Origin of the sequence: Pseudomonas sp. V88_4 (assembly GCF_029967985.1) — a bacterium.
Classification (GTDB): Bacteria; Pseudomonadota; Gammaproteobacteria; order Pseudomonadales; family Pseudomonadaceae; genus Aquipseudomonas; species Aquipseudomonas glycinae.
Map to the genome: position 1 here is coordinate 196,886 of NZ_JASCAF010000046.1, position 25,239 is coordinate 222,124.

Annotated in this window: 19 protein-coding genes; 10 read left to right on the forward strand and 9 right to left on the reverse strand. The window is 61.1% G+C overall.

Features of this window, described 5'->3' with window-relative positions:
* The first annotated feature begins 109 nt into the window (after positions 1–109).
* A complete protein-coding gene (locus QLG12_RS25565; RefSeq protein WP_011333245.1) occupies positions 110–928 on the forward strand; it encodes a pyruvate, water dikinase regulatory protein in 819 nt (272 codons plus the stop codon).
* A gap of 134 nt (positions 929–1,062) precedes the next feature.
* On the opposite strand, the gene prpD is transcribed toward QLG12_RS25565, so the two are convergent.
* The 6 genes from prpD to QLG12_RS25595 form a co-directional block, all read right to left on the reverse strand.
* Positions 1,063–2,547: a 2-methylcitrate dehydratase gene (gene prpD, locus QLG12_RS25570; RefSeq protein WP_197869521.1), complete on the reverse strand. Its 1,485-nt coding sequence runs from the start codon at positions 2,545–2,547 to the stop codon at positions 1,063–1,065.
* 117 nt (positions 2,548–2,664) lie between these two features.
* Entirely contained in the window at positions 2,665–3,855 is a 1,191-nt protein-coding gene (prpF, locus tag QLG12_RS25575; protein WP_197869522.1) for a 2-methylaconitate cis-trans isomerase PrpF, read from the reverse strand.
* A 54-nt stretch (positions 3,856–3,909) separates the two neighbouring features.
* Positions 3,910–6,504, reverse strand: a complete 2,595-nt coding sequence (gene acnD / locus QLG12_RS25580) for a Fe/S-dependent 2-methylisocitrate dehydratase AcnD (protein ID WP_282475431.1) — start codon at positions 6,502–6,504, stop codon at positions 3,910–3,912.
* Positions 6,505–6,721: 217 nt separating this feature from the next.
* Positions 6,722–7,849, reverse strand: a complete 1,128-nt coding sequence (gene prpC, locus QLG12_RS25585) for a 2-methylcitrate synthase (protein WP_197869524.1) — start codon at positions 7,847–7,849, stop codon at positions 6,722–6,724.
* A gap of 43 nt (positions 7,850–7,892) precedes the next feature.
* Positions 7,893–8,783 (reverse strand): methylisocitrate lyase, encoded by an 891-nt coding sequence (prpB, locus tag QLG12_RS25590; RefSeq protein WP_007951973.1) that lies wholly within the window; start codon positions 8,781–8,783, stop codon positions 7,893–7,895.
* The gene (locus QLG12_RS25595) at positions 8,780–9,502 is read right to left on the reverse strand and encodes a GntR family transcriptional regulator (RefSeq protein ID WP_197869547.1); all 723 of its coding nucleotides are present in this window, start codon (positions 9,500–9,502) and stop codon (positions 8,780–8,782) included. Before QLG12_RS25595 ends, prpB begins: the two co-directional genes overlap by 4 nt.
* A gap of 300 nt (positions 9,503–9,802) precedes the next feature.
* Here QLG12_RS25595 and QLG12_RS25600 point away from each other — a divergent pair, with 300 nt between their 5' ends.
* The 4 genes from QLG12_RS25600 to pabB all read left to right on the forward strand — a co-directional run bounded on the left by QLG12_RS25600 (position 9,803) and on the right by pabB (position 14,466).
* A complete protein-coding gene (locus tag QLG12_RS25600; RefSeq protein ID WP_011333239.1) occupies positions 9,803–10,339 on the forward strand; it encodes an ATP-dependent zinc protease in 537 nt (178 codons plus the stop codon).
* Between the two features lie 5 nt (positions 10,340–10,344).
* Positions 10,345–11,880: an inactive transglutaminase family protein gene (locus QLG12_RS25605; RefSeq protein ID WP_039769978.1), complete on the forward strand. Its 1,536-nt coding sequence runs from the start codon at positions 10,345–10,347 to the stop codon at positions 11,878–11,880.
* Positions 11,880–12,866, forward strand: a complete 987-nt coding sequence (locus QLG12_RS25610; protein WP_197869525.1) for an alpha-L-glutamate ligase-like protein — start codon at positions 11,880–11,882, stop codon at positions 12,864–12,866. Before QLG12_RS25605 ends, QLG12_RS25610 begins: the two co-directional genes overlap by 1 nt.
* A gap of 256 nt (positions 12,867–13,122) precedes the next feature.
* On the forward strand, positions 13,123–14,466 hold the full coding sequence (gene pabB / locus QLG12_RS25615) for an aminodeoxychorismate synthase component I (protein WP_282475432.1): 1,344 nt from the start codon (positions 13,123–13,125) through the stop codon (positions 14,464–14,466).
* 47 nt (positions 14,467–14,513) lie between these two features.
* Here the strand turns inward: pabB and thrH are convergent, their stop codons facing one another.
* Positions 14,514–15,131, reverse strand: a complete 618-nt coding sequence (gene thrH / locus QLG12_RS25620) for a bifunctional phosphoserine phosphatase/homoserine phosphotransferase ThrH (RefSeq protein WP_041067615.1) — start codon at positions 15,129–15,131, stop codon at positions 14,514–14,516.
* 162 nt (positions 15,132–15,293) lie between these two features.
* Here thrH and QLG12_RS25625 point away from each other — a divergent pair, with 162 nt between their 5' ends.
* The 3 genes from QLG12_RS25625 to QLG12_RS25635 all read left to right on the forward strand — a co-directional run bounded on the left by QLG12_RS25625 (position 15,294) and on the right by QLG12_RS25635 (position 18,858).
* Positions 15,294–16,028, forward strand: a complete 735-nt coding sequence (locus QLG12_RS25625) for a phosphoadenylyl-sulfate reductase (RefSeq protein ID WP_039769972.1) — start codon at positions 15,294–15,296, stop codon at positions 16,026–16,028.
* A 502-nt stretch (positions 16,029–16,530) separates the two neighbouring features.
* The gene (locus tag QLG12_RS25630; protein ID WP_282475433.1) at positions 16,531–18,075 is read left to right on the forward strand and encodes an NCS1 family nucleobase:cation symporter-1; all 1,545 of its coding nucleotides are present in this window, start codon (positions 16,531–16,533) and stop codon (positions 18,073–18,075) included.
* A 54-nt stretch (positions 18,076–18,129) separates the two neighbouring features.
* Positions 18,130–18,858, forward strand: coding sequence for an aspartate/glutamate racemase family protein (locus QLG12_RS25635; RefSeq protein WP_007960127.1), 729 nt, complete (start codon positions 18,130–18,132; stop codon positions 18,856–18,858).
* Here QLG12_RS25635 and QLG12_RS25640 read toward each other — a convergent pair.
* The gene (locus QLG12_RS25640; RefSeq protein ID WP_197869528.1) at positions 18,827–19,768 is read right to left on the reverse strand and encodes a LysR family transcriptional regulator; all 942 of its coding nucleotides are present in this window, start codon (positions 19,766–19,768) and stop codon (positions 18,827–18,829) included. The genes QLG12_RS25635 and QLG12_RS25640 overlap by 32 nt on opposite strands.
* A gap of 125 nt (positions 19,769–19,893) precedes the next feature.
* On the opposite strand from QLG12_RS25640, the gene QLG12_RS25645 reads away from it, so the two are divergent.
* Positions 19,894–20,640 carry a 3-oxoacyl-ACP reductase family protein gene (locus QLG12_RS25645; RefSeq protein WP_282475434.1) on the forward strand — a complete coding sequence of 249 codons (747 nt, stop codon included), beginning with the start codon at positions 19,894–19,896 and terminating at the stop codon, positions 20,638–20,640.
* Between the two features lie 76 nt (positions 20,641–20,716).
* On the opposite strand, the gene QLG12_RS25650 is transcribed toward QLG12_RS25645, so the two are convergent.
* A complete protein-coding gene (locus tag QLG12_RS25650) occupies positions 20,717–21,412 on the reverse strand; it encodes an HAD-IA family hydrolase (RefSeq protein ID WP_007960113.1) in 696 nt (231 codons plus the stop codon).
* A 249-nt stretch (positions 21,413–21,661) separates the two neighbouring features.
* On the opposite strand from QLG12_RS25650, the gene QLG12_RS25655 reads away from it, so the two are divergent.
* The coding region (locus QLG12_RS25655; RefSeq protein ID WP_282475435.1) for a DUF6531 domain-containing protein at positions 21,662–25,239 on the forward strand (3,578 nt) is incomplete at its 3' end.

A 25,239-nucleotide genomic window follows, 5' to 3' on the forward strand; every position in this document is an offset into this window, starting at 1 on the left:
GCTGTATGGCCTGGACCTGGAAAATAAGTGAGAATGCGGGCCAATGGCGGCCGGCAAATCGCGCCTATCATATCCAGAAATGCTCATTAGCTTAAGGCCCAAGGTGCAAATGAAACGATCTGCTTTCTTTATCTCCGATGGCACCGGTATCACCGCCGAAACCCTGGGTCAAAGCCTTCTGGCGCAGTTCGAAAACATTACCTTCAGCAAATTCACGCGACCGTACATCGACAGCGTTGAAAAAGCGCGGGCCATGGTACAACAAATCAACAAAGCCGCTGAAACCGACGGTTTCCGGCCGATCATCTTCGACACCATCGTCAATCAGGACATCCGTGAGATTCTCGCAACCTCCAATGGTTTCATGATCGACATCTTCTCGACGTTCCTCGCCCCACTCGAACAGGAACTGACCGAGCATTCTTCCTACACCGTCGGCAAATCCCACTCCATCGGCCACAACTCCAATTACATGGAGCGGATCGAGGCGGTGAACTTCGCCCTCGACAACGACGACGGCGCCCGCACCCACTATTACGACAAGGCCGACCTGATACTAGTGGGCGTGTCGCGTTGTGGTAAGACGCCGACGTGTCTGTACATGGCGATGCAATTCGGCATCCGCGCAGCCAACTATCCGCTGACCGAGGACGACATGGAGCGCCTGCAACTGCCGGCCGCCCTGCGCGCCCACCAGCACAAGCTGTTCGGCCTGACTATCGATCCGGACCGCCTCACCGCGATCCGCAACGAACGCAAGCCCAACAGCCGTTATTCGAGCTACGCCCAGTGCGAGTTCGAAGTGCGCGAAGTGGAAAACCTGTTCCGCCGCGAGAATATTCCGCATATCAACTCCACGCATTTCTCCGTTGAAGAAATCTCCGCGAAGATCCTCGTGGAAAAAGGCGTGGAGCGGCGTTTCAAATAGATTTGTAGCGCCCTTGCAGCCGCCATCGCTGGCAAGCCAGCTCCCACAGGGTTTTGTGGTGTACGCAGATTTTGCATTCACAACAAAACCCTGTGGGAGCGTGGTTTGCCCGCGATGAACGATAACGCGGTCTCTCAGATAACGAACAAATCGACAAACCGGTTTACCGGCGTGGCTTCAAGCCGCGCCTGATCCTTGCACAGAGCCAGAATCTCCCCGCTGCGCTGCCCGGTGAACCGGGTGGCCAGATTTGCCCTGAACTTGTCCTCCAGCAATGGAATGCCCTCGGCGCGACGCCGGCGATGGCCGATCGGGTATTCCACCACCACGTTTTCCGTGCTCGAACCGTCCTTGAAAAACACCTGCACCGCGTTGGCAATCGAGCGCTTATCGGGCTCCAGGTATTCACGGGTGAAGCGCGGATCTTCGACGATGACCATTTTCTCGCGCAGCACATCGATGATCGGATGAGCCTTGTGGAAATCATCCTCGTACTGCTCCGCCACCAGATTGCCGAACGCCAGCGGTACGGCGGTCATGTACTGGAGGCAGTGATCGCGGTCGGCGGCGTTGGCCAGCGGCCCGACCTTGGAAATGATGCGGATCGCCGATTCGTGGGTGGTGATCACGATCCGGTCGATTTCATGCAGACGATTGCGTACCTGCGGGTGCAGGGCCACAGCAGCTTCGCAGGCGGTTTGCGCGTGGAATTCTGCCGGGAAGCTGATCTTGAACAGCACGTTTTCCATCACGTAACTGCCGAACGGTCGCGAGAAGCTGAAGGTGCGTTTGTCTTCGGGTTTGAGCGCCAGATCGTTGTTGGTGTGGCTGAACAGAACGTCGTAAAAGCCCCACTGTCGGGCACTCAAGACGCCGGGAATGCCCATTTCGCCGCGCATCGCGATATCCGCCAGCCGCACGCCCCGGCTCGATGCATCCCCTGCCGCCCAGGATTTGCGCGAGCCGGCGTTTGGCGCATGGCGGTAAGTGCGCAATGCCTGGCCGTCGGCGAACGCGTGGGACAACGCCGACAACAGCTGCTCACGGTTGGCGCCCATCAGTTTGGCGGTCACGGCGGTCGAGGCCACTTTCACCAGAATGACGTGGTCGAGGCCGACGCGATTGAACGAGTTTTCCAGCGCAATCACGCCCTGGATTTCGTGGGCCATGATCATCGCTTCAAGTACATCGCGCACGGTCAGCGGCGCTTCGCCGTTGGCCAGACGCTTTTGCGACAGGTGATCGGCCACCGCGAGAATCCCGCCGAGGTTGTCCGACGGATGACCCCATTCAGCGGCGAGCCACGTGTCGTTGTAATCCAGCCAGCGCACGATGCAGCCGATGTCCCACGCGGCTTTGACCGGATCGAGGCGATAAGAGGTGCCAGGGACTCGCGCGCCGAATGGGACGACAGTGCCTTCGACGATCGGGCCCAGGTGCTTGGTGCATTCCGGGAAACGCAGGGCCAGCAGGCCGCAGCCCAGGGTGTCCATCAGGCAGTTGCGGGCGGTGTCGAGGGCTTCGGCGGATGTGATTTTGTAGCTGAGGACGTAATCGGCGATGTCCTGCAGGACATGGTCGTAGTCGGGGCGGTTGTTCAGGTCGACGTTGGCGCTCATGTTCGATTCACTCTTCAAAGTGGTTCGTTGATGGGACCTCGGTTCAGGGCTAATTTTCTTCTTATTGAAATGTGCATGGCGGTGAGAGCGAACGGGCTCGCTCTCACCGGTTGTTCATTAGAACGAGTCGCCAGGTACGCGCACGTAACCTTCCATCAGGACGCGCGCACTGCGGCTCATGATCGCCTTCTTCACGACCCACTCACCGTTTTCCAGACTGGCCTCAGCCCCGACGCGCAGGGTTCCGGACGGATGCCCGAACCGTACCGCATTACGCTCAACACCACCCGCCGCCAGATTCACCAAGGTGCCGGAGATAGCTGCTGCGGTACCAATCGCCACCGCCGCCGTCCCCATCATCGCGTGGTGCAACTTGCCCATCGACAACGCCCGCACCAGCAAATCCACATCCCCGGCGCTAATCGCTTTGCCGCTCGAGGCCACGTAATCCGCAGGCTTGGCGACGAACGCGACCTTAGGCGTGTGCTGACGCTTGGCCGCTTCATCCAGATTGGAAATCAGGCCCATGCGCAGCGCGCCATAAGCACGAATGGTCTCAAACATCTGCAACGCTTTCGGATCGCTGTTGATCGCGCTTTGCAATTCAGTACCGGTGTAACCGATGTCTTCGGCATTGACGAAGATCGTCGGAATACCCGCGTTGATCATGGTCGCCTTGAACGTGCCGACGCCCGGGACTTCCAGCTCGTCGACCAGGTTGCCGGTGGGAAACATCGAACCGCCGCCGCCCTCTTCTTCCGCCGCCGGGTCCATGAATTCGACCTGGACTTCGGCGGCCGGAAAGGTCACGCCGTCGAGTTCGAAATCACCGGTTTCCTGGACTTCGCCGTTGGTGATCGGCACATGCGCAATGATGGTTTTGCCGATGTTGGCCTGCCACACGCGAACCACCGCCACACCGTTGTGCGGAATGCGGCTGGCGTCCACCAGACCGTTGCTGATGGCGAACGAACCGACCGCCGCCGACAGGTTGCCGCAGTTGCCGCTCCAGTCCACGAATGGCTTGTCGATCGACACCTGACCGAACAGGTAATCGACGTCGTGATCGGCCTTGATGCTTTTCGACAGGATCACGGTTTTGCTGGTGCTGGACGTGGCGCCGCCCATGCCGTCGATCTGCTTGTCGTACGGATCGGGGCTGCCGATGACCCGCAGCAACAGCGCATCGCGGGCCGGGCCGGGAATCTGCGCGGCTTCGGGCAGATCCTTGAGGCTGAAAAACACGCCTTTGCTGGTGCCACCACGCATGTAGGTGGCAGGGATTTTTATTTGCGGTGCGTGAGCCATGGTGCTCCTTAACGAAGACATGGGACTTGAAGTCCCATGCCCACATCAGTTGATTTAAACGGCAACCGCCGACTCTTCGAGGAAGTCCTGAGCGAAGCGCTGCAACACGCCGCCAGCCTCGTAGATCGACACTTCTTCGGCGGTGTCGAGGCGGCAGGTCACCGGTACATCGACGCGTTCGCCGTTCTTGCGATGGATCACCAGCGTCAGGTCGGCGCGCGGCGTGCGCTCACCGACCACGTCATAGGTTTCGCTGCCGTCGATGCCCAGAGTCTTGCGGTCGGTGCCCGGTTTGAATTCCAGCGGCAACACGCCCATGCCCACCAGGTTGGTGCGGTGAATGCGCTCGAAACCTTCGGCGGCGATCGCTTCCACACCCGCCAGACGCACGCCTTTGGCCGCCCAGTCGCGGGACGAACCCTGGCCGTAGTCGGCGCCGGCGATGATGATCAGCGGCTGCTTGCGCTCCATGTAGGTTTCGATGGCTTCCCACATGCGCATCACTTGGCCTTCCGGCTCGACTCGCGCCAGCGAGCCCTGCTTGACCTTGCCGTTTTCCACGACCATTTCGTTGAACAGTTTCGGGTTGGCGAAGGTCGCGCGCTGTGCGGTCAAGTGGTCGCCCCGGTGGGTCGCGTAAGAGTTGAAGTCCTCTTCCGGCAGGCCCATTTTCGCCAGGTATTCGCCGGCGGCGCTGTCGAGCATGATCGCGTTCGACGGCGACAGGTGATCGGTGGTGATGTTGTCCGGCAACACCGCCAGCGGGCGCATGCCCTTGAGCGGCCGCGCCCCGGCTAATGCGCCCTCCCAGTACGGCGGACGGCGGATGTAGGTGCTCATTTCGCGCCAGTCGTACAGCGGCGTGACTTTCGGGCCGGTGTCTTCATGGATGGCGAACATCGGGATGTAGACCTGACGGAACTGCTCGGGCTTGACCGAAGATTTCACCACCGCGTCGATTTCTTCGTCGCTCGGCCAGATGTCTTTCAGGCGGATTTCCTTGCCGTCGACCACGCCCAGCACATCTTTCTCGATATCGAAACGAATGGTGCCGGCGATCGCATAAGCCACCACCAGCGGCGGCGACGCGAGGAACGCCTGCTTGGCGTACGGGTGAATCCGGCCGTCGAAGTTGCGGTTGCCGGACAGCACGGCAGTGGCGTACAGGTCGCGGTCGATGATCTCTTGCTGGATCACCGGATCCAGCGCGCCGGACATGCCGTTGCAGGTGGTGCAGGCGAAGGCGACGACACCGAAACCGAGCCGCTCCAGCTCCGTGGTCAGGCCCGCTTCATCGAGGTACAGCGCCACGGTTTTCGAGCCCGGCGCCAGCGACGACTTGACCCACGGTTTGCGAGTCAGGCCAAGCTTGTTGGCGTTGCGCGCCAGCAGGCCGGCAGCGATCACGTTGCGCGGGTTGCTGGTGTTGGTGCAACTGGTGATGGCGGCGATGATCACCGCGCCGTCGGGCATTTGCCCCGGTACTTCTTCCCACTGACCGGCGATGCCTTTGGCCGCCAGATCCGACACCGCCACGCGGGCGTGCGGGTTGCTCGGGCCGGCCATGTTGCGCACCACCGAAGACAGATCGAAGGTCAGGCCGCGCTCGTATTGCGCGCCTTTCAGGCTGTCGGCCCACAGGCCGATCTGTTTGGCGTACTGCTCGACCAGTTGCACTTGCTGGTCTTCACGACCGGTGAGTTTCAGGTAATCGATGGTCTGCTGGTCAATGTAGAACATCGCCGCCGTGGCGCCGTATTCCGGGGCCATGTTGGAGATGGTCGCGCGGTCGCCGAGGGTCAGCGCGGAAGCACCTTCGCCGAAGAACTCCAGCCACGCGCCGACCACTTTCTGTTTGCGCAGGTATTCGGTCAGCGCCAGCACCATGTCGGTGGCGGTGATGCCCGGTTGCAGCTTGCCGGTCAGTTCGACGCCAACGCTTTCCGGCAGGCGCATCCACGACGCGCGGCCGAGCATCACGCTCTCGGCTTCCAGACCACCGACGCCGATGGCGATCACGCCCAGCGCATCGACGTGCGGGGTGTGGCTGTCGGTGCCGACGCAGGTATCCGGGAAGGCCACGCCGTCGCGCACCTGGATCACCGGCGACATTTTCTCCAGGTTGATCTGGTGCATGATGCCGTTGCCCGGCGGGATCACGTCGACGTTCTTGAACGCCTTCTTGGTCCAGTTGATGAAGTGGAAGCGGTCTTCGTTGCGTCGGTCTTCGATGGCGCGGTTCTTCTCGAACGCCTGTGCGTCAAAGCCACCCGCCTCCACCGCCAGCGAGTGGTCGACGATCAGTTGCGTCGGCACCACCGGGTTGACCTGCGCCGGGTCGCCGCCCTGTTGGGCAATCGCGTCGCGCAGACCGGCCAGATCCACCAGCGCGGTCTGGCCGAGAATGTCGTGGCACACCACGCGGGCCGGGAACCACGGGAAGTCGAGGTCGCGTTTGCGCTCAATCAGCTGTTTCAGGGAATCGTTGAGCGTGGCCGGGTCGCAGCGACGCACGAGGTTTTCCGCCAGCACGCGAGAGGTGTACGGCAGGGTGTCGTAGCTGCCGGGCTGGATCCCATCGACCGCCGCGCGGACGTCGAAAAAGTCCAGCGGCGTGCCGGGCAGGTTCTTGCGAAATTCTGTGTTCATCGGTCAGGACTCGGTCACGGTAGTTTCAAAGGGTGGGCGGACACTGATCTTGAAATTCACACCAAACCCTGTGGGAGCTGCGGTGCGACGTTTCGACTTGCCAGCGATAGCGGTGGGTCAGTCGACATCAATGTTGGATGTGACTCAGTCATCGCTGGCAAGCCAGCTCCCACAGGGCCCTCGGTGAACCTCTGGATCAGTGTTTAGCCATCACCATTCAGCGACGTTCGATTGGCACGAACTTGCGCTGTTCGACGCCGGTGTACTCGGCGCTTGGACGGATGATGCGGTTGTTGGCGCGCTGTTCGAACACGTGCGCTGCCCAGCCGGTCAGGCGCGAGCAGACGAAGATCGGGGTGAACAGCTTGGTCGGGATGCCCATGAAGTGGTACGCCGAGGCATGGTAGAAGTCGGCGTTGGGGAACAGTTTCTTCTGCTCCCACATGGTCTTGTCGATGGCTTCCGAAACCGCGAACAACACCTTGTCGCCCACTTCGTCGGCGAGTTTTTTCGACCAACCCTTGATCACCTCGTTGCGCGGATCGCTGTCCTTATAGATCGCGTGGCCGAAGCCCATGATCTTGTCCTTGCGCTCCAGCATGCCGAGGGTGCCCTTGATCGCCTCTTCCGGCGACGAGAAGCGCTCGATCATTTCCATCGCCGCTTCGTTGGCGCCGCCGTGCAGCGGGCCGCGCAGCGAGCCGATGGCTGCCGTGACGCAGGAATACAGGTCGGACAGAGTCGAAGCGCACACGCGAGCGGTGAAGGTCGAGGCGTTGAATTCGTGCTCGGCATAGAGGATCAGCGAGACGTTCATCACTTTGACGTGCAGCTCGCTCGGCTTCTTGTCGTGCAGCAAATGCAGGAAATGGCCACCAATGGACGGCTCGTCGCTCACGCAATTGATGCGCTTGCCGTCGTGGCTGAAGCGATACCAGTAGCACATGATCGCCGGGAACGCGGCCAGCAGGCGGTCGGTCTTGTCGCGTTGCTCGGAGAAGTCTTTCTCCGGCTCGATGTTGCCCAGGAACGAGCAACCGGTGCGCATCACGTCCATCGGGTGGGCGTCGGCGGGGATGCGTTCCAGCACTTCTTTCAGCGCTTGCGGCAGGTCGCGCAGCTTGCTGAGCTTGTTCTGGTAGTCGGCGAGCTGGGCCTGGGTCGGCAGCTCTCCGTAGAGCAGCAGGTACGCGACCTCTTCAAACTGAGCGTCTGCCGCCAGTTCGCGCACGTCGTAACCGCGATAGGTCAGCCCGGCACCGGCCTGGCCCACGGTGGACAGTGCGGTTTGCCCGGCGACCTGGCCCCGGAGCCCGGCGCCACTGAGTACTTTTGCTTCGGCCATTGTTGTCTCCAATCTTGAATTTATTAGGGAGTACGGTTGCGGCTTACTTCTTCGCCGCAAACAACGCGTCGAGCTTCTGCTCGAAGGTGTGGTAATCGATGCGATCGTAAAGCTCCATGCGAGTCTGCATGGTGTCGATGACATTCTGCTGAGTGCCGTCGCGGCGGATCGCGGTGTAGACGTTTTCGGCGGCCTTGTTCATCGCGCGGAACGCCGACAGCGGGTACAGCACCAGCGACACATCGGCGCCGGCCAGTTGCTCGGTGGTGTACAGCGGCGTCGAGCCGAATTCGGTGATGTTGGCCAGGATCGGCGCTTTCACGCGGCTGGCGAACAGCTTGTACATCTCAAGCTCAGTGATGGCTTCCGGGAAGATCATGTCGGCGCCGGCCTCGATGCACGCGGCGGCGCGATCCAGTGCCGATTCCAGGCCTTCAACGGCCAGCGCGTCGGTGCGGGCCATGATCACGAAACTGTCATCGGTGCGGGCATCGACGGCAGCCTTGATGCGATCGACCATTTCCTGCTGGGTCACGATTTCTTTGTTCGGACGGTGGCCGCAGCGCTTGGCGCCGACCTGGTCTTCGATGTGAATCGCCGCCGCGCCAAACTTGATCATCGACTTGACGGTGCGGGCCACGTTGAACGCCGACGCGCCGAAACCGGTGTCCACGTCCACCAGCAGCGGCAGGTCGCAGACGTCGGTGATGCGGCGCACGTCGGTCAGCACGTCATCCAGGCCGGTGATGCCCAGGTCCGGCACGCCGAGGGAGCCGGCAGCCACCCCGCCACCCGACAGGTAAATCGCCTTGAAACCGGCGCGCTTGGCCAGCAGTGCGTGGTTGGCGTTGATCGCCCCGACCACTTGCAGCGGATGTTCGCTGGCGACCGCATCGCGGAAACGCTGGCCTGGAGTGCTCTTGTTGGAACTCATGACTCACCTCGTTCAGTGGCTGTCTTGTTGTCGGCACCGTCCTGGTAGTGACGGGCGATGTTGCGTTTCGAGGCGCCGATGTGACGGCGCATCAACAATTCCGCGAGCTCGCTGTCACGGTCGGCGATGGCATCGAGAATCCGGTGGTGTTCGGCAAAGGCCTGGCGCGGGCGGTTGGGTGTGGTGGAAAACTGGATGCGGTACATGCGCACCAGTTGATAGAGCTCGCCGCAGAGCATTTGCGTGAGGGTGCGGTTGCCGCTGCCCTGGATGATCCGGTAGTGAAAGTCGAAATCGCCTTCCTGCTGGTAGTAGCCGACGCCGGCCTGAAACGCCGCATCGCGCTCATGGGTTTCCAGCACCCGGCGCAGTTCGTCGATTTCTTCGACGCTCATGCGCTCGGCCGCCAGACGGCAGGCCATGCCTTCGAGGGATTCGCGGATTTCGTAGAGTTCGAGCAATTCGGCGTGGCTCAGCGACACCACCCGCGCACCAACGTGCGGCACGCGCACCAGCAGGCGCTGGCCCTCCAGCCGATGGATCGCCTCGCGCAGCGGCCCGCGGCTGATGCCGTAGGTGCGCGCCAGTTCCGGCTCGGAGATCTTGCTGCCCGGGGCGATCTCACCTTTGACGATGGCCGCCTGAATGCGCCGGAAGACGTTTTCCGAGAGCGTCTCGGAATCGTCACCGCTGATCACCGGGGGATCGAGTTGATCCAGCATATTGTCGACACCTTTAAATCCAATGCGGCAAAAACTAGCGAATCATCCCGCACCAGTCAAAGGATAAATACAGATTGTCGACAATCGTCTAATAAGCCTTCGTATCAGCCCCAAGGGTTATAGACCGCCCCCGGCGCTGGCGCCATAAAACCACCGTGCTAGAATGCCGCCCGCATTTGCGAGTCATTTGCACGGCTTGTCATAAAAAGCTGATAGGCACACGAAGGCGCATGGGCAGACAGGATTTCCTGATGCCATGGCCCTGAACCGAGAACGGAACGCTGCTCGCCAGGATTTATGAGACTCAAGCCCTTCCCCACATTCTTTGCACTGTTTTGCCTGCCCGGCCTCGCTGCGGCGGGGGAAAAGACCGTGTACGGCCTCAACGAATATGCTGCCCTCGACGGGATCAACCTGGAAGTGGCGGCGAAACTCGACACCGGGGCGAAAACCGCCTCCCTGAGCGCCCGCGACATCAAACGCTTCAAACGCAACGGCGAGTCCTGGGTACGTTTCTACCTGGCCATCGACGCCGCGCATTCGCACCCGATCGAACGGCCGCTGGCCCGGGTCAGCAAGATCAAGCGCCGCGCCGGCGACTACGATCCGGAAGAAGGCAAGAAGTACACCGCCCGCCCGGTGATCGAGCTGGACATCTGCATGGGTTCGGCAATGCGCAGCATCGAAGTGAACCTGACCGACCGTAGTGCGTTCCAATACCCGCTTTTGATCGGCTCCGAGGCGTTGAAACGCTTCGATGCGCTGGTCGATCCCAGTCTTAAATACGCTGCCGGCAAACCCGCCTGCGCCATCGCCGCTCATACCGCCGAGTAATTTCCATGCGTTCTCTAACCTTCCACCTGAAAGTCCTGATCACCATCCTGGTGTTGCTGGGCGTTTCGGTTACGGCCTATCAGATTTTCGTGCTCGGCATTCCAGTGACCGAAGACGCCACCGACGACTTGTGGAACATCGACGCCAAGGTCGAGTTCGTCGCCAGCACCAAGGATCCGGTGAAGATCCAAATGTTCGTGCCGCCCCTGAGCCGCGATTACGTCAGCCTCAATGAAAGCTTTATCTCCAACAACTACGGCGTGGCGGTCAACCGCGTCGACGGCAACCGCAAGGTCACCTGGTCCGCACGCCGCGCCAAGGGCAACCAGACGCTTTATTACCGTCTGGTGCTGACCAAGCGTTACACCGCTGAAAAAACCAAGGTCAAAGGCCCGACCTTCCGCGACAGCATGGCCATCGAAGGCCCGGAAAAGATCGCCGCCGAAGCCCTGCTCGCCCCGATCCGCCAGCACTCGGCGGACGTCGAAACCTTCATTGGCGAGGCGATCAAACGCGTCAACAACGTCAATGACGACAACGTGAAACTGCTGCTGGCCGGCGATCCGTCGACGCCGCACAAAGCGAAAATCGTCGAACTGCTGCTGTCCATCGCCCACGTACCGGTGGAGAAAGTCCACACCATCCGCCTCGTCGCCGATCAGCCGCAAACCCCGGAACTGTGGCTGCGCAGTTTCAACGGCACCGACTGGCTGTACTTCAACCCGGAAACCGGTGAACAAGGCCTGCCGACCGACCGTCTGCTGTGGTGGAGCGGCGATGAAAACCTGATCACCGTCGACGGCGGCAAGAAGGCCAACGTTACCTTCAGCCTGAACAACAGCGAGATGAACGCGATTCGTCTGGCCAAGCTGACCGACGAGAACACCGACGCCAACTTCCTCGAATACTCGCTGTACGGCCTGCCGCTGCAAACCCAGCAGACCTTCATGATCATGGTGATGATCCCGATCGGCGTGCTGGTGATCCTGATCCTGCGCAACCTGATCGGCCTGCAGACCCTCGGCACGTTCACACCGGTGCTGATCGCCCTGGCCTTCCGCGAAACGCAACTGGGCTTCGGCATCCTGCTGTTTACCGTGATCACCGCGCTCGGGCTGTCGCTGCGCTCGTATCTGGAACACCTGAAGCTGCAAATGCTGCCGCGCCTGTCGGTGGTGCTGACCTTCGTGGTGGTGCTGATTGCGGCGATCAGTCTGTTCAGTCACAAGCTCGGTCTGGAGCGTGGCCTGTCGGTGGCGCTGTTCCCGATGGTGATTCTGACCATGACCATCGAACGCCTGTCGATCACCTGGGAAGAACGCGGTGCCAGCCATGCCATGAAAGTGGCGATCGGCACGCTGTTCGCGGCGTCCCTGGCGCACCTGATCATGACCGTTCCGGAGCTGGTGTACTTCGTGTTCACCTTCCCGGCGATCCTGCTGATCCTGGTGGGCTTCATGCTGGCCATGGGTCGCTATCGCGGCTACCGCCTGACAGAGCTGGTGCGTTTCAAGGCTTTCCTGAAGAAGGCTGACGCCTGATGTTCGGTTTCTGGAAGACCTGGAAGGCCCTGGAAGCCCGGGGCATCATGGGCATCAATCGGCGTAACGCCGACTACGTGCTCAAGTACAACAAGCGCAGCCTGTACCCGATCGTCGATGACAAGATCATCACCAAGGAACGCGCGATCAAGGCCGGCATTCACGTGCCGGAACTGTATGGCGTGATTTCCACGGAGAAAGAAATCGACAAGCTCGGCGAGATCATCGGCGGGCGCAGCGACTTCGTGATCAAGCCGGCCCAGGGTGCCGGCGGTGACGGCATCATCGTCATCGCCGACCGTTTCGAAGGCCGCTATCGCACGGTATCGGGCAAGATCCTCAGCCACGAAGAGCTGGAGCACCATATTTCCAGCATCCTCACCGGCCTGTATTCGCTGGGCGGCCACCGCGACCGGGCGCTGATCGAGTATCGGGTGACCCCGGACCAGATCTTCAAGAGCATCAGCTACGAAGGCGTGCCGGACATCCGCATCATCGTGCTGATGGGTTACCCGGTGATGGCGATGCTGCGATTGCCAACCCGTCAGTCCGGCGGCAAAGCCAACCTGCATCAGGGCGCCATTGGCGTCGGTGTCGACCTGGCCACCGGCCTGACCCTGCGCGGCACCTGGCTGAACAACATCATCGCCAAACACCCGGACACCACCAATGCGGTGGACGGTGTGCAATTGCCCTACTGGGACGGATTCATGAAGCTTGCCGCCGGTTGCTATGAGCTGTGCGGCCTGGGTTACATCGGCGTGGACATGGTGCTGGACCAGGAAAAAGGCCCGCTGATTCTGGAGCTGAATGCGCGGCCGGGGCTGAATATCCAGATTGCCAACGATTGCGGACTGACGTTGCGCACCCATGCGGTGGAAGCGCATCTGGAAGACCTGAAGGCGCGTGGTGTGACTGAAACGGTTGAAGAGCGCGTGGCGTTTGCTCAGGAGTTGTTTGGGCATATTCCGGCGGTCGAGGGCTGAAGCTCAGAAGCAAAAAGCACCCTCACCCTGACCCTCTCCCGGAGGGAGAGGGGACTGACCGAGTTGATTATTCGAGTTACATCGACCTGAGATACCGAGTCGAACTTAAGTTTTGAAAAGCATAGAGTTCGGCTCCCTTCCCCCTCGCCCCCTTGGGGGAGAGGGCTGGGGTGAGGGGGTTGCTTTTGATTTTGATATCTAAGAGCTGAGGGGACTACAATCCCCACCCCGCCTCGATGGCCGATCTGCCCCGCCCATGTTGACCTGTTCCGTACACCCGCTGCCCTACCGCGCCAACCCCGCCGACTATTTTGCGGCCGTCCGCCATGCGCCCGGCGCCGTGCTGCTCGACAGTGGCCGACCGAGTGCCGACCGTGGCCGTTATGACCTGCTCAGCGCCTGGCCGCTGGAACAACTGGCGGTGTTGCCGGACGAGCGCGGGGAAGATTTCCTGCAACGCCTACGGACCAATCTGACCCGGTTGGGCGACGCGCAATTGCCCGACGGGTACGAATTGCCTTTCGCCGGCGGCCTGATCGGCTACCTGAGCTACGACTTCGGCCGGCATCTGGAAAACCTGCCGAGTCAGGCCCTGGATGACCTGCAATTGCCCGATGCGCGATTTGGTCTGTACGACTGGGCCTTGATCAGCGATCACCAATCGGCCACCAGCCAGCTGGTGTTCCACCCGTCGGTCAGCGCCAGCGAGAAACAGCGGTTGATCGATGTATTCAGCCAAACAGTGGGCACGGAACTGACCCCGTTCAAGCTGAGCAGCCCGATGGCGGCAGATCTTTCAGCCGACGAGTACCGTCAGGCCTTCGAGCGTATCCAGCACTACATACAGGCCGGCGACTGCTATCAGGTCAATTTCGCTCAGCGTTTCCGCGCGCCGTGCCAGGGCGATCCATGGCTGGCCTACTGCAAATTGCGTGAGGCCTGCCCGACGCCGTTTTCCGGGTTCCAGAGCCTTCCCGACGGCAACGCAGTGCTGAGCCTGTCGCCCGAGCGTTTCGTCAAAGTCAGCCAGCGCCAGGTGGAAACCCGCCCGATCAAGGGCACCCGCCCCCGTGGCGCGACCCCGGCCGAAGATGCAGCGAACGCCGCCGAGTTGCTGGCCAGCCCCAAGGATCGCGCGGAAAACCTGATGATCGTCGACCTGCTGCGCAATGACCTGGGCCGCACCTGCCGTATCGGCTCGGTGCGGGTGCCAGAGCTGTTCAGCCTGGAAAGCTATCCGAACGTGCATCATCTGGTCAGCAGCGTGACCGGTGAGCTGGCGCAGGATCGCGACGCCCTGGACCTGATTGCCGGCAGCTTCCCCGGCGGCTCGATCACCGGCGCACCGAAAATCCGTGCGATGCAAATCATCGATGAACTGGAGCCGACCCGGCGTGGTTTGTATTGCGGTTCGTTGCTGTATCTGGACGTGCGCGGCGAGATGGACAGCTCTATCGCCATTCGCAGTCTGCTGGTGAAGGATGGGCAGGTGTGCTGCTGGGGCGGTGGCGGGATTGTCGCCGATTCGGACTGGGAAGCGGAGTATCAGGAATCGATCACCAAGGTCAGAGTCCTGCTCGAAACCCTGCAGGCCCTCTGACTAGAGCACTTGATCGTTCCCACGCAGTGGGAACGATCATCAAAGGGCTACAGGCTCAGGTCGCGGTTGGAGGCCTTGAGAAACTCCTGCTTCAACTCGGCAAACGTATGCACCGCCGGAAACTGCGGAAACTCGCGGATCACGTTATCCGGCGCATGAAACAGAATCCCCGCATCCGCTTCGCCCAGCATGCTGGTGTCGTTGTAGGAATCCCCCGCCGCAATCACCCGGTAATACAGACTCTTGAAGGCCAGAACCGACTGCCGCTTCGGATCTTTCTGACGCAACTGGTAGCTGGTCACTCGCCCGCTGTCATCGGTAATCAGTCGATGGCAGAGCAAGGTCGGAAAGCCCAACTGACGCATCAGCGGCTGGGAGAACTCATAGAACGTATCCGACAGAATCACCACCTGGAAACGCTCGCGCAGCCAGTCAACGAACTCCACCGCGCCGTCGAGCGGCTTGAGGGTGGCGATCACTTCCTGGATGTCCGAAAGTTTCAGGCCATGCTCGTCGAGGATGCGCAGGCGCTGTTTCATCAGCACGTCGTAGTCGGGAATGTCCCGGGTGGTGGCCTTGAGCGATTCGATTCCGGTTTTTTCGGCGAAGGCGATCCAGATTTCCGGTACCAGCACCCCTTCAAGATCAAGACAGGCAATTTCCACAGGACACTCCATTTGTAATGTTTATTGAGCCGAGCGAGCCCGAACTCTAGCGGCTCGACCTGGACCGCGCAACGCAGAGGCTGCCCCGGCGGGCGTTGCTTTTTGTTACCATCGCCGCCATATAGAGCGCCCAGCGCCACCGACCTGTAGGAAGCCGCCCTGATGAGCCCAACGTTCGACGTCGTGGAACTCGCCACGACCTATGCCAACAAATCCGCGCAGGACATCCTCAAACTCGCGTTCGCCGAGTTCGGCGATGACCTGTGGATATCTTTCAGCGGCGCCGAGGATGTGGTGCTGGTGGACATGGCCTGGAAGCTGAACAAGAACGTCAAGGTGTTCAGTCTCGACACCGGCCGCCTGCATCCGGAAACCTATCGCTTCATCGATCAGGTGCGCGAGCACTATAAGATCGATATCGAACTGGTCTCGCCGGACTACACGAAACTTGAACCGTTCGTGAAGGAAAAAGGCCTGTTCAGCTTCTACAAGGACGGCCATGGCGAATGCTGCGGCATCCGCAAGATCGAACCGCTGCGCCGCAAGCTCTCCGATGTGAAGGCCTGGGCCACCGGCCAACGACGCGACCAGAGCCCTGGCACCCGCAGCGCTGTTGCGGTGATGGAAATCGATACAGCGTTCTCCACCCCGGAGCGCACCCTGTACAAATTCAACCCGCTGGCGCAGATGACCAGCGAGGAAATCTGGGGCTACATCCGCATGCTGGAGCTGCCGTACAACAGCCTGCATGAGCGCGGCTTCATCAGCATCGGCTGCGAACCGTGCACCCGCCCTGTCCTGCCGAACCAGCACGAACGTGAAGGTCGCTGGTGGTGGGAAGAAGCGACTCAGAAAGAATGCGGGTTGCATGCGGGGAACATCATCAGCAAGGCATAAGATCCCTGATATCCCGTGGGAGCAAGTCAGCTCCCACAGTGTTCACCACCCGTCTTGAAAAATGTGTACACGCGAATGTCACCATCGGTGCCATTTATGTGTGCACTTTTCATTTCTGCGCCCTGAAAAGTTACATAAAGCTCAAAAAACACTCCCTCCCGGCGCCCGCCAAAATCCCACCCGAAAAATAAATACCTGTTCGAACGGTCAATTTATATCGCCAGCATTTCAATGACTTGGCGAACATCAATAACTTTTCGAAATCAGCGATGGTTTTCATAGATCGACGTCTGGCACAGATCTGGCTTTGGTGCATACATGTTTTGTATACAAAACCGCAAAACATGAACCCACACTTTCGATCCGCAAGCCTGAAGCGCCCTATCCCGTACAGGCTGCAGATGCCCCGTAACCAGTGATGCTTCACCGTCGCGACGAAGATCTGCCGAGCCCGAACGCTCATGCACAGTCATCGCGGCACGAACATCAGGAGCCTGCCGGAATGCGTACGAGTCTCTCCAATAACAACATCGCGCTGAATCTGCCCGCCTCTTCCACCTTCGACCACAGCGTGCCCGGTGATGGCATTGCCGAACCGCTGCAGTTGAGCCCGCGTCTGCACAACAGCGACCTCGCGCCGACCAAGGTCGAAGGACGGCGCTGGGGCAAATACAGCATCTTTGCCCTGTGGACCAACGATGTGCACAACATCGCCAACTACTCGTTTGCCATCGGCCTGTACGCCCTGGGCCTGGGCGGCTGGCAGATTCTGCTGTCGCTGGGGATCGGCGCGGCGCTGGTGTACTTCTTCATGAACCTGTCCGGTTACATGGGGCAGAAAACCGGCGTGCCGTTTCCGGTGATCAGCCGGATCAGTTTCGGCATTCACGGGGCACAGATTCCTGCATTGATCCGGGCGGTGATCGCCATCGCCTGGTTCGGCATTCAGACATACCTGGCGTCGGTGGTGTTTCGCGTGTTGCTCACGGCGATCCATCCCGGTTTCGCCGACTACGACCACGACTCGATCCTCGGCCTGTCGAGCCTGGGCTGGGTGTGTTTCGTGGCGATCTGGTTCGTGCAGCTGGCGATCCTCGCCTACGGCATGGAAATGGTCCGCCGGTACGAAGCCTTCGCCGGGCCGGTGATTCTGCTGACCGTCGCCTGCCTCGCCGCGTGGATGTACACCCAGGCCAACGCGACCATTGCCTGGTCGATCCGCGAACCACTGACCGGCGGCGAGATGTGGCGCAACATCTTCGCCGGCGGCGCCTTGTGGCTGGCGATCTACGGCACGCTGATCCTCAACTTCTGCGACTTCGCCCGTTCTTCGCCGTGCCGCAAAACCATCAAGGTCGGAAACTTCTGGGGCCTGCCGGTGAATATTCTGGTGTTCGCCGGGATCACCGTTCTGCTGTGCGGTGCCCAATTTCAGATCAACGGCCGGATCATCGAAAGCCCGACCGAGATCATCGCGTCGATCCCCAACACGTTCTTTCTGGTGCTCGGCTGCCTGGCGTTCCTGATCGTCACCGTAGCGGTGAACATCATGGCCAACTTCGTCGCCCCGGCCTTCGTGCTCAGCAACCTGGCGCCTAAATACCTGACCTTCCGCCGCGCCGGGCTGATCAGCGCAACGATTGCCGTGCTGATCCTGCCGTGGAATCTCTACAACAGCCCGCTGGTCATCGTGTATTTCCTGTCAGGCCTGGGCGCCCTGCTCGGCCCGTTGTACGGCGTGATCATGGTCGACTACTGGCTGATCCGAAAAGGCCGGATCCACGTGCCGCAGCTGTACAGCGAAGATCCGAACGGCGCGTATTTCTACAGCCGCGGGGTCAATCTGCGGGCCGTGGCGGCGTTCATTCCGGCCGCGCTGATCGCCATCGTCCTGGCGCTGGTGCCGGGCTTCCACAGCGTTTCGCCCTTCTCCTGGCTGATCGGTGCCGGCATTGCCGGAATGCTCTATCTGATCATCGCCAAACGCCAGCCGCACTACGCCGACGTCGACGGTGAAGCCATCGCCGTCGACAACGTCAGCCACTGACTCTTTTGGCGGCCCTTCGCCGGGCCGCAGAACCAACCGTATTAAGGACTTCCCATGCGCATCCTCGTGGTCAACGTCAACACCACCGAATCCATCACCCAGGCCATCGCCCGTTCGGCGCAGGCTGTCGCCTCCCCCGGCACCGAAATCGTCGGGCTGACGCCGCATTTCGGCGCCGATTCAGTCGAAGGCAATTTCGAAAGTTACCTGGCCGCCATCGCCGTGATGGACCGGGTGATGTCCTACGACCAGCCGTTCGACGCGGTGATCCAGGCCGGCTACGGCGAGCACGGTCGTGAAGGTTTGCAGGAGTTGCTCAACGTTCCCGTGGTCGACATCACCGATGCCGCCGCCAGCACCGCAATGTTTCTGGGCCACGCCTATTCGGTGGTCACCACGCTGGATCGCACCGTGCCGCTGATCGAGGATCGCCTGAAACTCTCCGGCCTGTGGGATCGATGCGCCTCGGTGCGAGCCAGTGGCCTGGCGGTTCTGGAGCTGGAACACGAACCGCAGCGGGCGCTGGAAGCGATCGTGCATCAGGCTGAACTGGCGGTCACTCAGGATAAAGCCGAAGTTATCTGCCTCGGTTGCGGCGGCATGGCCGGGCTTGATGAGAAGATCCGTCAGCGCACCGGGGTGCCAGTGATCGATGGCGTCACCGCCGCTGTGACCATCGCCGAGTCGCTGGTACGACTGGGCCTGTCGACCTCCAAGGTGCGTACCTATGCGACGCCACGGCCGAAAACCATTATTGGCTGGCCAGCACGTTTTGCGCGTTGAACCGTTCGGCGAGGCCCAAGGTTGAAAACTGCTCGATGACAAAATCGACGAACGCCCGGGTCTTGCCCGGCAGCAATTTGTGTTCGGCGTAATAAATGGAGATGTTGCCGTCGTCGACGTACCAGTCCGGCAGGACCCGCTGCAACGTCCCCGCCTCAAGATAGCCGACGGCAAAAGGCATACTCACCAGCGCAATCCCCAACCCCTGCGCCGCCGTGGCGCAGGCGGCTTCGGAATCACTCATGGTCATTCGTGCCTTGAGGGTCAGCGGGCTGTGTTGTCGGGTGCGATGCGTCAACTGCCAGGAGCGCACGCGACCGGTCTGCGGTGAGCGGATCAGGATGCCGTCGTGCAGCTTGAGCTCGTCTGGCTCGCTGATCGGCGCGTATCGATCCAGATAATCCTTGGAAGCCACCAACACCCGATGCGCCGGCGTCAGCCTGCGCGCCACCACGCCTTGGGGCAGCTCAAAGCCACCGCCAATCGCCGCATCGAACCCCTGGCCGATCAGATCGACCTGTCGGTTATCGAAGTGCCAGTCCGGGTTGATCGCCGGAAACCTTGTCAGGAACTCCCCCAGCAACGGCACGATGTACAAGCGGCCGAACACCGTGCCCATGCTGACTTTCAGCGTACCGGCCGGTTGACCGCCGGCACTGGCCAGATTGTTCACGGCATTCTGGATGGTGGTGAGGCTGCCGCTGACCTCACTCAGAAACAATTGCCCCGCTTCCGTCAGGGTCAAGCGACGGGTGCTACGCTGGAACAGCCTCACGCCGAGGCGCGCTTCCAGTTTCGCCACGCTTTTGCCCACGGCGGCCGGCGTCAGGCTCAGGCGTCGCGCGGCCTCGGCAAAGCTGCCGACTTCGGCGCTGCGCACGAAGCATTCGATACTGCTGAAGGTTTCCATGGCCGCCACTCTAAACTTTTGGTTTACACAGACTATAGCAACCACGGTCTACTCGCCCGGTGGCGAGGGGCAGATACTCGACACCACACCAAGGCAGCCTGCCTTGAAACTTCTGGAGATCGAACATGACCACTCAACACCTCAACGGTAAAGTCGCTCTGATTCAAGGCGGCTCTCGCGGCATCGGTGCCGCCATCGTCAAACGCCTGGCCGCTGAAGGCGCCGCGGTTGCCTTTACCTACGTCAGCTCCGCCGCCAAGGCTGAAGAACTGCAAAACAGCATCACCGCCACCGGCGGCAAAGCCTTGGCAATCAAGGCCGACAGCGCCGATGCCGGCGCCATCCGCAACGCGGTGAACGCGACCGTCGAAACCTTTGGCCGCCTCGACATTCTGGTCAACAACGCCGGTGTGCTGGCCGTCGCGCCGCTGGAAGATTTCAAGCTGGAAGACTTCGACCAGACCCTGGCAATCAACGTGCGCAGCGTGTTCATCGCCAGCCAGGAAGCCGCCAAGCACATGGGCGAAGGCTCGCGCATCATCAACATCGGCAGCACCAACGCCGACCGCATGCCCTTCGCCGGTGGCGGCGTGTATGCAATGAGCAAATCCGCACTGGTCGGCCTGACCAAAGGCCTGGCCCGCGACCTCGGCCCACGCGGCATCACCATCAACAACGTGCAACCCGGCCCGGTCGATACCGATATGAACCCGGCCCACGGCGAGTTCGCCGACAGCCTGATTCCGTTGATGGCGGTGGGTCGTTACGGTAAAGCCGAGGAAATTGCCAGCTTCGTCGCCTACCTCGCAAGCCCGGAGGCCGGTTATATCACCGGGGCCAGCCTGACCATCGACGGTGGTTTCGGCGCCTGATTGATCGGATAGTCGATTACGAAAAACGCCGCCCCTCCTTTGACAGAGGGGCGGCGTTTTTTTGTTCGCGATTTGATCAAGCCCAGTCGAGCGCCGGCAACCCGCAAGCACTTGGCGTGAACGCTTTCAACGTACGAAGAATCCCGTCGGCGTGTGCGTATTTTTCATCGGCCATGGCGGCATCGGGAATGGCGATGGCAGTCATGCCGGCTGCTTTCGCGGCTGTCACACCGAACGGCGAATCTTCGAACACCAGGCAATCTTCCGGCGCAACACCGAGGCGGCGAGCAGCGGTGAGGAAGATGTCCGGCGCCGGTTTGGCCGCACCGACTTCAGGGTCGTCAGCGGTGACGATGAAGTCGAACAACGCGAACCAGTCGCGGTGCAACGTGGTTTTCTGACCGAACGACTGACGCGATGAGCTGGTGCCGACGGCAATCGGAATGTTGTGCGCCTTGAGGTGGCGGATCAGTTCCTCGGCGCCCGGCATCGCTTGCGCGGTGGGAAAACGCTCACGCATCAGCGGCTCGCGAATCACCAGAAACTCTTCAGCGGTGATCGGCAGGTCCAGCGCTTCGACCACATAACGCGCGAGATCGCCGGCGCCACGACCGATGATGTTCTGCTTGATGCTCCAGTCGAACGTGCGCCCGTACCGCTCGGCAATCAGCGAGGTAACCTCGGTGTAGATGCCCTCGGTGTCCAGCAGCAAACCGTCCATATCGAAAATCACGGCCTTGATCGGGCCGAACGCCTTCAGCGGTGCATTCATCATCGGATCCGTTATCAAAGACATCCCGGGCGGCGTGGATAGCGCCGCTGCTCGGATCTGATTAAAGGGTTCAGCAGCATAACGAGCGCGGCCAAGTTTGAGCAACGGGCAATGTCGGCTGTCCGGCGAACGCCCTCCTGCACATTTAGAGAATCGCCCTACAGACATCGCCTACTCGGCTGACTTCTTTCCTGTTTGATCCCCCGCAAAGTTTCGCGCCATTCCCCTGATGCGCGCGAGTGACTGCGAATGCTTCCACCTGACCCACTCCTGAAACTGAACAACAGCATTGGTTTGCTGGTGGTCGCCGCGCTGAACCCCGATCAGCCTGACGTCGAAAAGCTGTTTCAGGAGTTTCGCCTTTGTCTCAATAACTATGACGCCTGGGCCGAACAGTTCTGGACAGGCACCGCGCTGGGTGTCGAGCAGGTGTTCCAGGTCGGCAACGATGTCCGGCTCCGTGCGCCGGTCACCAGCCGCAACCCCATCAGTTCCTCTGTCGCCATGTGTCCCGCCAGCGGCTCCCTGGCGCTGGTGCACATGTTCGAAGCCGCACGGTTTGTGCCGATCGGTGATACGCCGGTGATTCTTGAACCGGTCATTTCCGATGTCGACGGTGTTCTGGGTTTCGGCGATCCACTGCATTACACCATCGGCCCCAGCGGCATTCTCGAGGTCGACGATTGCGACCGGGGCCAGCGTTATCGCATCACCTTCTTTCCCGATGTTTCCACCGCGCATATCCAGACGTTGTACGCCTCGTATCAGGGGCTCCTTGATGGTCTGGAAGGCTGGCTGCGTGAGGAATGGAAAGGGTTTCAACCGCAGTGGACGGCGTTTTCCAGCGCCGGTTTCACCGAGCGTTACGGGCAGTTGCAACGGGCTGACTGGCACGGTTTCGAATCCGCGCTCAATGGTGTTTGGGATGACGTGAAGCAACTGTTCGCGTTGCTCGCCGATTTGCAGGCCAACAGCGAAAAGCTTCTGCAGTACCTGTCCAGCGCTGAACTGGATGCCTTGCTCGAGGCGTCCAGCGAGGCCATTGCCAATGGCTTGCTGATGCTCAGCGACGAGCCGTTGCTGTTCATTTATCTGGCGGCCTTAACCAGCTGGCTGAAGATGTTGCCGCCGCAGTATCTGGCCGAGGTGGTGGCTGAGGTTCGGGCCGAATTGCTGGTCAGTTTTCTGCTGATGTGTGTGTCGGGTGGCATGGGTGTGCCGCTGCGGTTGAGCACCCAGGTACTGGACAAGATCAAGTCGCCACGTGCGCGGGAATGGCTGGCGGCGTCAGCGTTGCGGCTGGCGGAGATGACCTCGGCGCCTGACCTGACCCGACATGCGAGCGCTTTGAAACCGTTGATGGTCAATGCAGGTCCGGCACCGTTGCGGCCGACACCGGCTATTCCGCTTGAAGTTCGCACGACGGATGCGCTGGTGCTGACGGTACCCAATCCGGCGGCCATTGCCCGTGACAAGTCCCACGGCATGACGCGCATGGAACGGCATGAGCCTCGCGATGAGGCTTCGGATCAGGCGAAGAACCCCAACGGTGATAGCGCCGATTGTGCACCGCGAACCTGCACCAACGGGTGTCCGGTGTCGATGGTCACTGGCGAAGAGCTGCTGACGCTGACCGATGGTGTGCTCGATGGTCTGCTGCCGTTTGAGTTCAGCCGTTTGTATCGCAGCAGTGCGGCCGAGATTGATCTCGGGCTGGGGTTTGGCTGGAGTCACTCGCTGGCGCATCGGCTGGAGGTCGATGGTGCTTCGGTGGTCTGGGTGGACCATGAGAACCGGCGTACGCGGTTTCCGTTGCCGAGTGTCGAGCGGCCGGCGATCCACAACAGCCTGTCGCGGGCGGCGATCTTTCTCGGGGATGAGCCGCAGGAGCTGATTGTTGCGCTGGCGGGGGACGCGGCGCGGTTTTATCACTTTCGGGGTGGGTGTCTGACGGCGGTCAGCGATGCGTATGGCAACCGCTTGCGTATTTCGCGGGATCGTCTGGATCGCGTTGAGCGCCTCGACAACGGCGTTGGTCGCTCTTTGTTGCTGCGCTATGAGCGGGCGCATCTGGTGGCCGTGGACTATCAGGTCTGGCGCGAAGCCACTTGGCGTACCGAGCAGACGCTGGCCAGTTACCGCTTCGATGCCCGCCATCGATTGATCGAGGCAATCAACGCGGTCGGTGAAAGCGAGCGTTACGACTACGACGACCAGCACGTCATCCTGCAACGGCAGTTAACGGGCGGCGCGAGCTTCTTCTGGGCGTGGGAACGTGCCGGCAAGGCCGCGCGTTGCGTGCGGCACTGGGCGTCGTTTTCGCAGATGGACACGCGTTACGTCTGGGATGACGCCGGCCGTGTCACGGTGCATTACGTCGATGGGACTGAGGAAACTTACGTCCACGACGACACCGCGCGGCTGGTGCGTCAGGTTGCCGCCGACGGTGGTGAGCAGCTCAAGGCCTACGACACGCAGGGCCGGCTGGTCGCCGAGCAGGATGCGCTGGGCGCGGTCACCGAATACCGCTACGACGATGCCGGACGGCTGATCGCGCTGATTCCGCCGGACGATGCGCCGACGTCCTACGAGTACCGCAACGGTTTCCTGCACAGCCGTTCACGTGGCGATGCGGTGTGGACGTACCGGCGCAATGCCCAGGGTGACATCACCGAAGCGGTCGACCCGGACGGCCATGTCACCCATTACCACCACGATGCACAGGGCCGGTTGCTGTCGATCCGTTATCCGGATTCGGGTCGGCACGTGTTCGTGTGGAACGACCTGGGCCAACTGGTCGAAGAAAGTCTGCCGGACGGTGGGGTTCGCAAGTTTTCCTACGATGCGCTGGGGCGGCGGACGACGGTTCAAGACGAACATGGGGCGGTCACCCGTCACGCCTGGGACGCCGTTGGCCGGCTGATCCAGACCACCTCGCCGAATGGCGCCACCCGCGCCTGGTCCTACAGCGCCTACGGCCAGATCACCGCCGAGCGTGATGAATTGGGGCGCATCACCCGCTACGAGTATGACGACGACCTGCATTTGGTCAGCCGGCGGATCAATCCCGACGGCACGCGCCTGCAATACCGCTACGACCATGCGCAGCTGTTGCTGACGGAAATCGAGAACGAATCCGGCGAAAAGTACCGGCTGGACTACACGCCCACCGGACTGATCCGACAGGAAACCGGCTTCGATGGCCGACGCACCGCCTACGCCTACGACCGCAACGGCCACCTGCTGGAGAAGACCGAGTTCGGCGACGACGGCTCGACGTTGGTCACCGGCTACCAACGTGATGCTGCTGGGCGTCTGCTGCTCAAGACCCTGCCGGACGGCATCGAGGTCAGCTACCGCTATGACCGTTTAGGCCGTTTGGTCGGCGTCGATGACGGCCAGAATCACCCACTGGCTTTTGAATACGACCTGCAGGATCGCCTGGTGCGCGAGCATCAGGGTTGGGGCACCTTGCGCTACACCTACGACGCCTGCGGCCAGCTCAGTCGGATGCGTCTGCCGGACAACAGCAAGCTCGACTACCACTACGCCAAGGGCGGCGCGCTGACCGCGATCGACCTCAACGGCGCTTTGCTCACCCGCCACGTTTATCAGAACGGCCGCGAACAGCAGCGCCAGCAGGGCTTGCTGCTCAGTGAATATGCCTACGACGAACAGGGCCGCTTGAAGTCCCACGCCGTAGGCCATCAACGCAGTGCGCTGTACCGCCGCGACTTTGCCTACAGCGCCAACGGCAATCTCGAACACATCACCGACACCCGCCACGGCCAGCGCAGCTACCAGTACGACGCCCTCGACCGGCTGAT

Excerpts from the sequence above, each read along its gene's own strand:
- QLG12_RS25625 (WP_039769972.1), top strand. The coding sequence starts at position 15,294 with ATGAGCCCAACGTTCGACGTCGTGGAACTCGCCACGACCTATGCCAAC.
- QLG12_RS25610 (WP_197869525.1), top strand. The coding sequence starts at position 11,880 with ATGTTCGGTTTCTGGAAGACCTGGAAGGCCCTGGAAGCCCGGGGCATC.
- QLG12_RS25650 (WP_007960113.1), bottom strand. The coding sequence starts at position 21,412 with ATGAATGCACCGCTGAAGGCGTTCGGCCCGATCAAGGCCGTGATTTTC.
- pabB (WP_282475432.1), top strand. The coding sequence starts at position 13,123 with ATGTTGACCTGTTCCGTACACCCGCTGCCCTACCGCGCCAACCCCGCC.
- QLG12_RS25640 (WP_197869528.1), bottom strand. The coding sequence starts at position 19,768 with ATGGAAACCTTCAGCAGTATCGAATGCTTCGTGCGCAGCGCCGAAGTC.
- QLG12_RS25605 (WP_039769978.1), top strand. The coding sequence starts at position 10,345 with ATGCGTTCTCTAACCTTCCACCTGAAAGTCCTGATCACCATCCTGGTG.
- acnD (WP_282475431.1), bottom strand. The coding sequence starts at position 6,504 with ATGAACACAGAATTTCGCAAGAACCTGCCCGGCACGCCGCTGGACTTT.
- prpF (WP_197869522.1), bottom strand. The coding sequence starts at position 3,855 with ATGGCTCACGCACCGCAAATAAAAATCCCTGCCACCTACATGCGTGGT.
- prpD (WP_197869521.1), bottom strand. The coding sequence starts at position 2,547 with ATGAGCGCCAACGTCGACCTGAACAACCGCCCCGACTACGACCATGTC.
- prpC (WP_197869524.1), bottom strand. The coding sequence starts at position 7,849 with ATGGCCGAAGCAAAAGTACTCAGTGGCGCCGGGCTCCGGGGCCAGGTC.
- QLG12_RS25630 (WP_282475433.1), top strand. The coding sequence starts at position 16,531 with ATGCGTACGAGTCTCTCCAATAACAACATCGCGCTGAATCTGCCCGCC.
- QLG12_RS25600 (WP_011333239.1), top strand. The coding sequence starts at position 9,803 with ATGAGACTCAAGCCCTTCCCCACATTCTTTGCACTGTTTTGCCTGCCC.
- QLG12_RS25565 (WP_011333245.1), top strand. The coding sequence starts at position 110 with ATGAAACGATCTGCTTTCTTTATCTCCGATGGCACCGGTATCACCGCC.
- prpB (WP_007951973.1), bottom strand. The coding sequence starts at position 8,783 with ATGAGTTCCAACAAGAGCACTCCAGGCCAGCGTTTCCGCGATGCGGTC.
- QLG12_RS25635 (WP_007960127.1), top strand. The coding sequence starts at position 18,130 with ATGCGCATCCTCGTGGTCAACGTCAACACCACCGAATCCATCACCCAG.
- QLG12_RS25645 (WP_282475434.1), top strand. The coding sequence starts at position 19,894 with ATGACCACTCAACACCTCAACGGTAAAGTCGCTCTGATTCAAGGCGGC.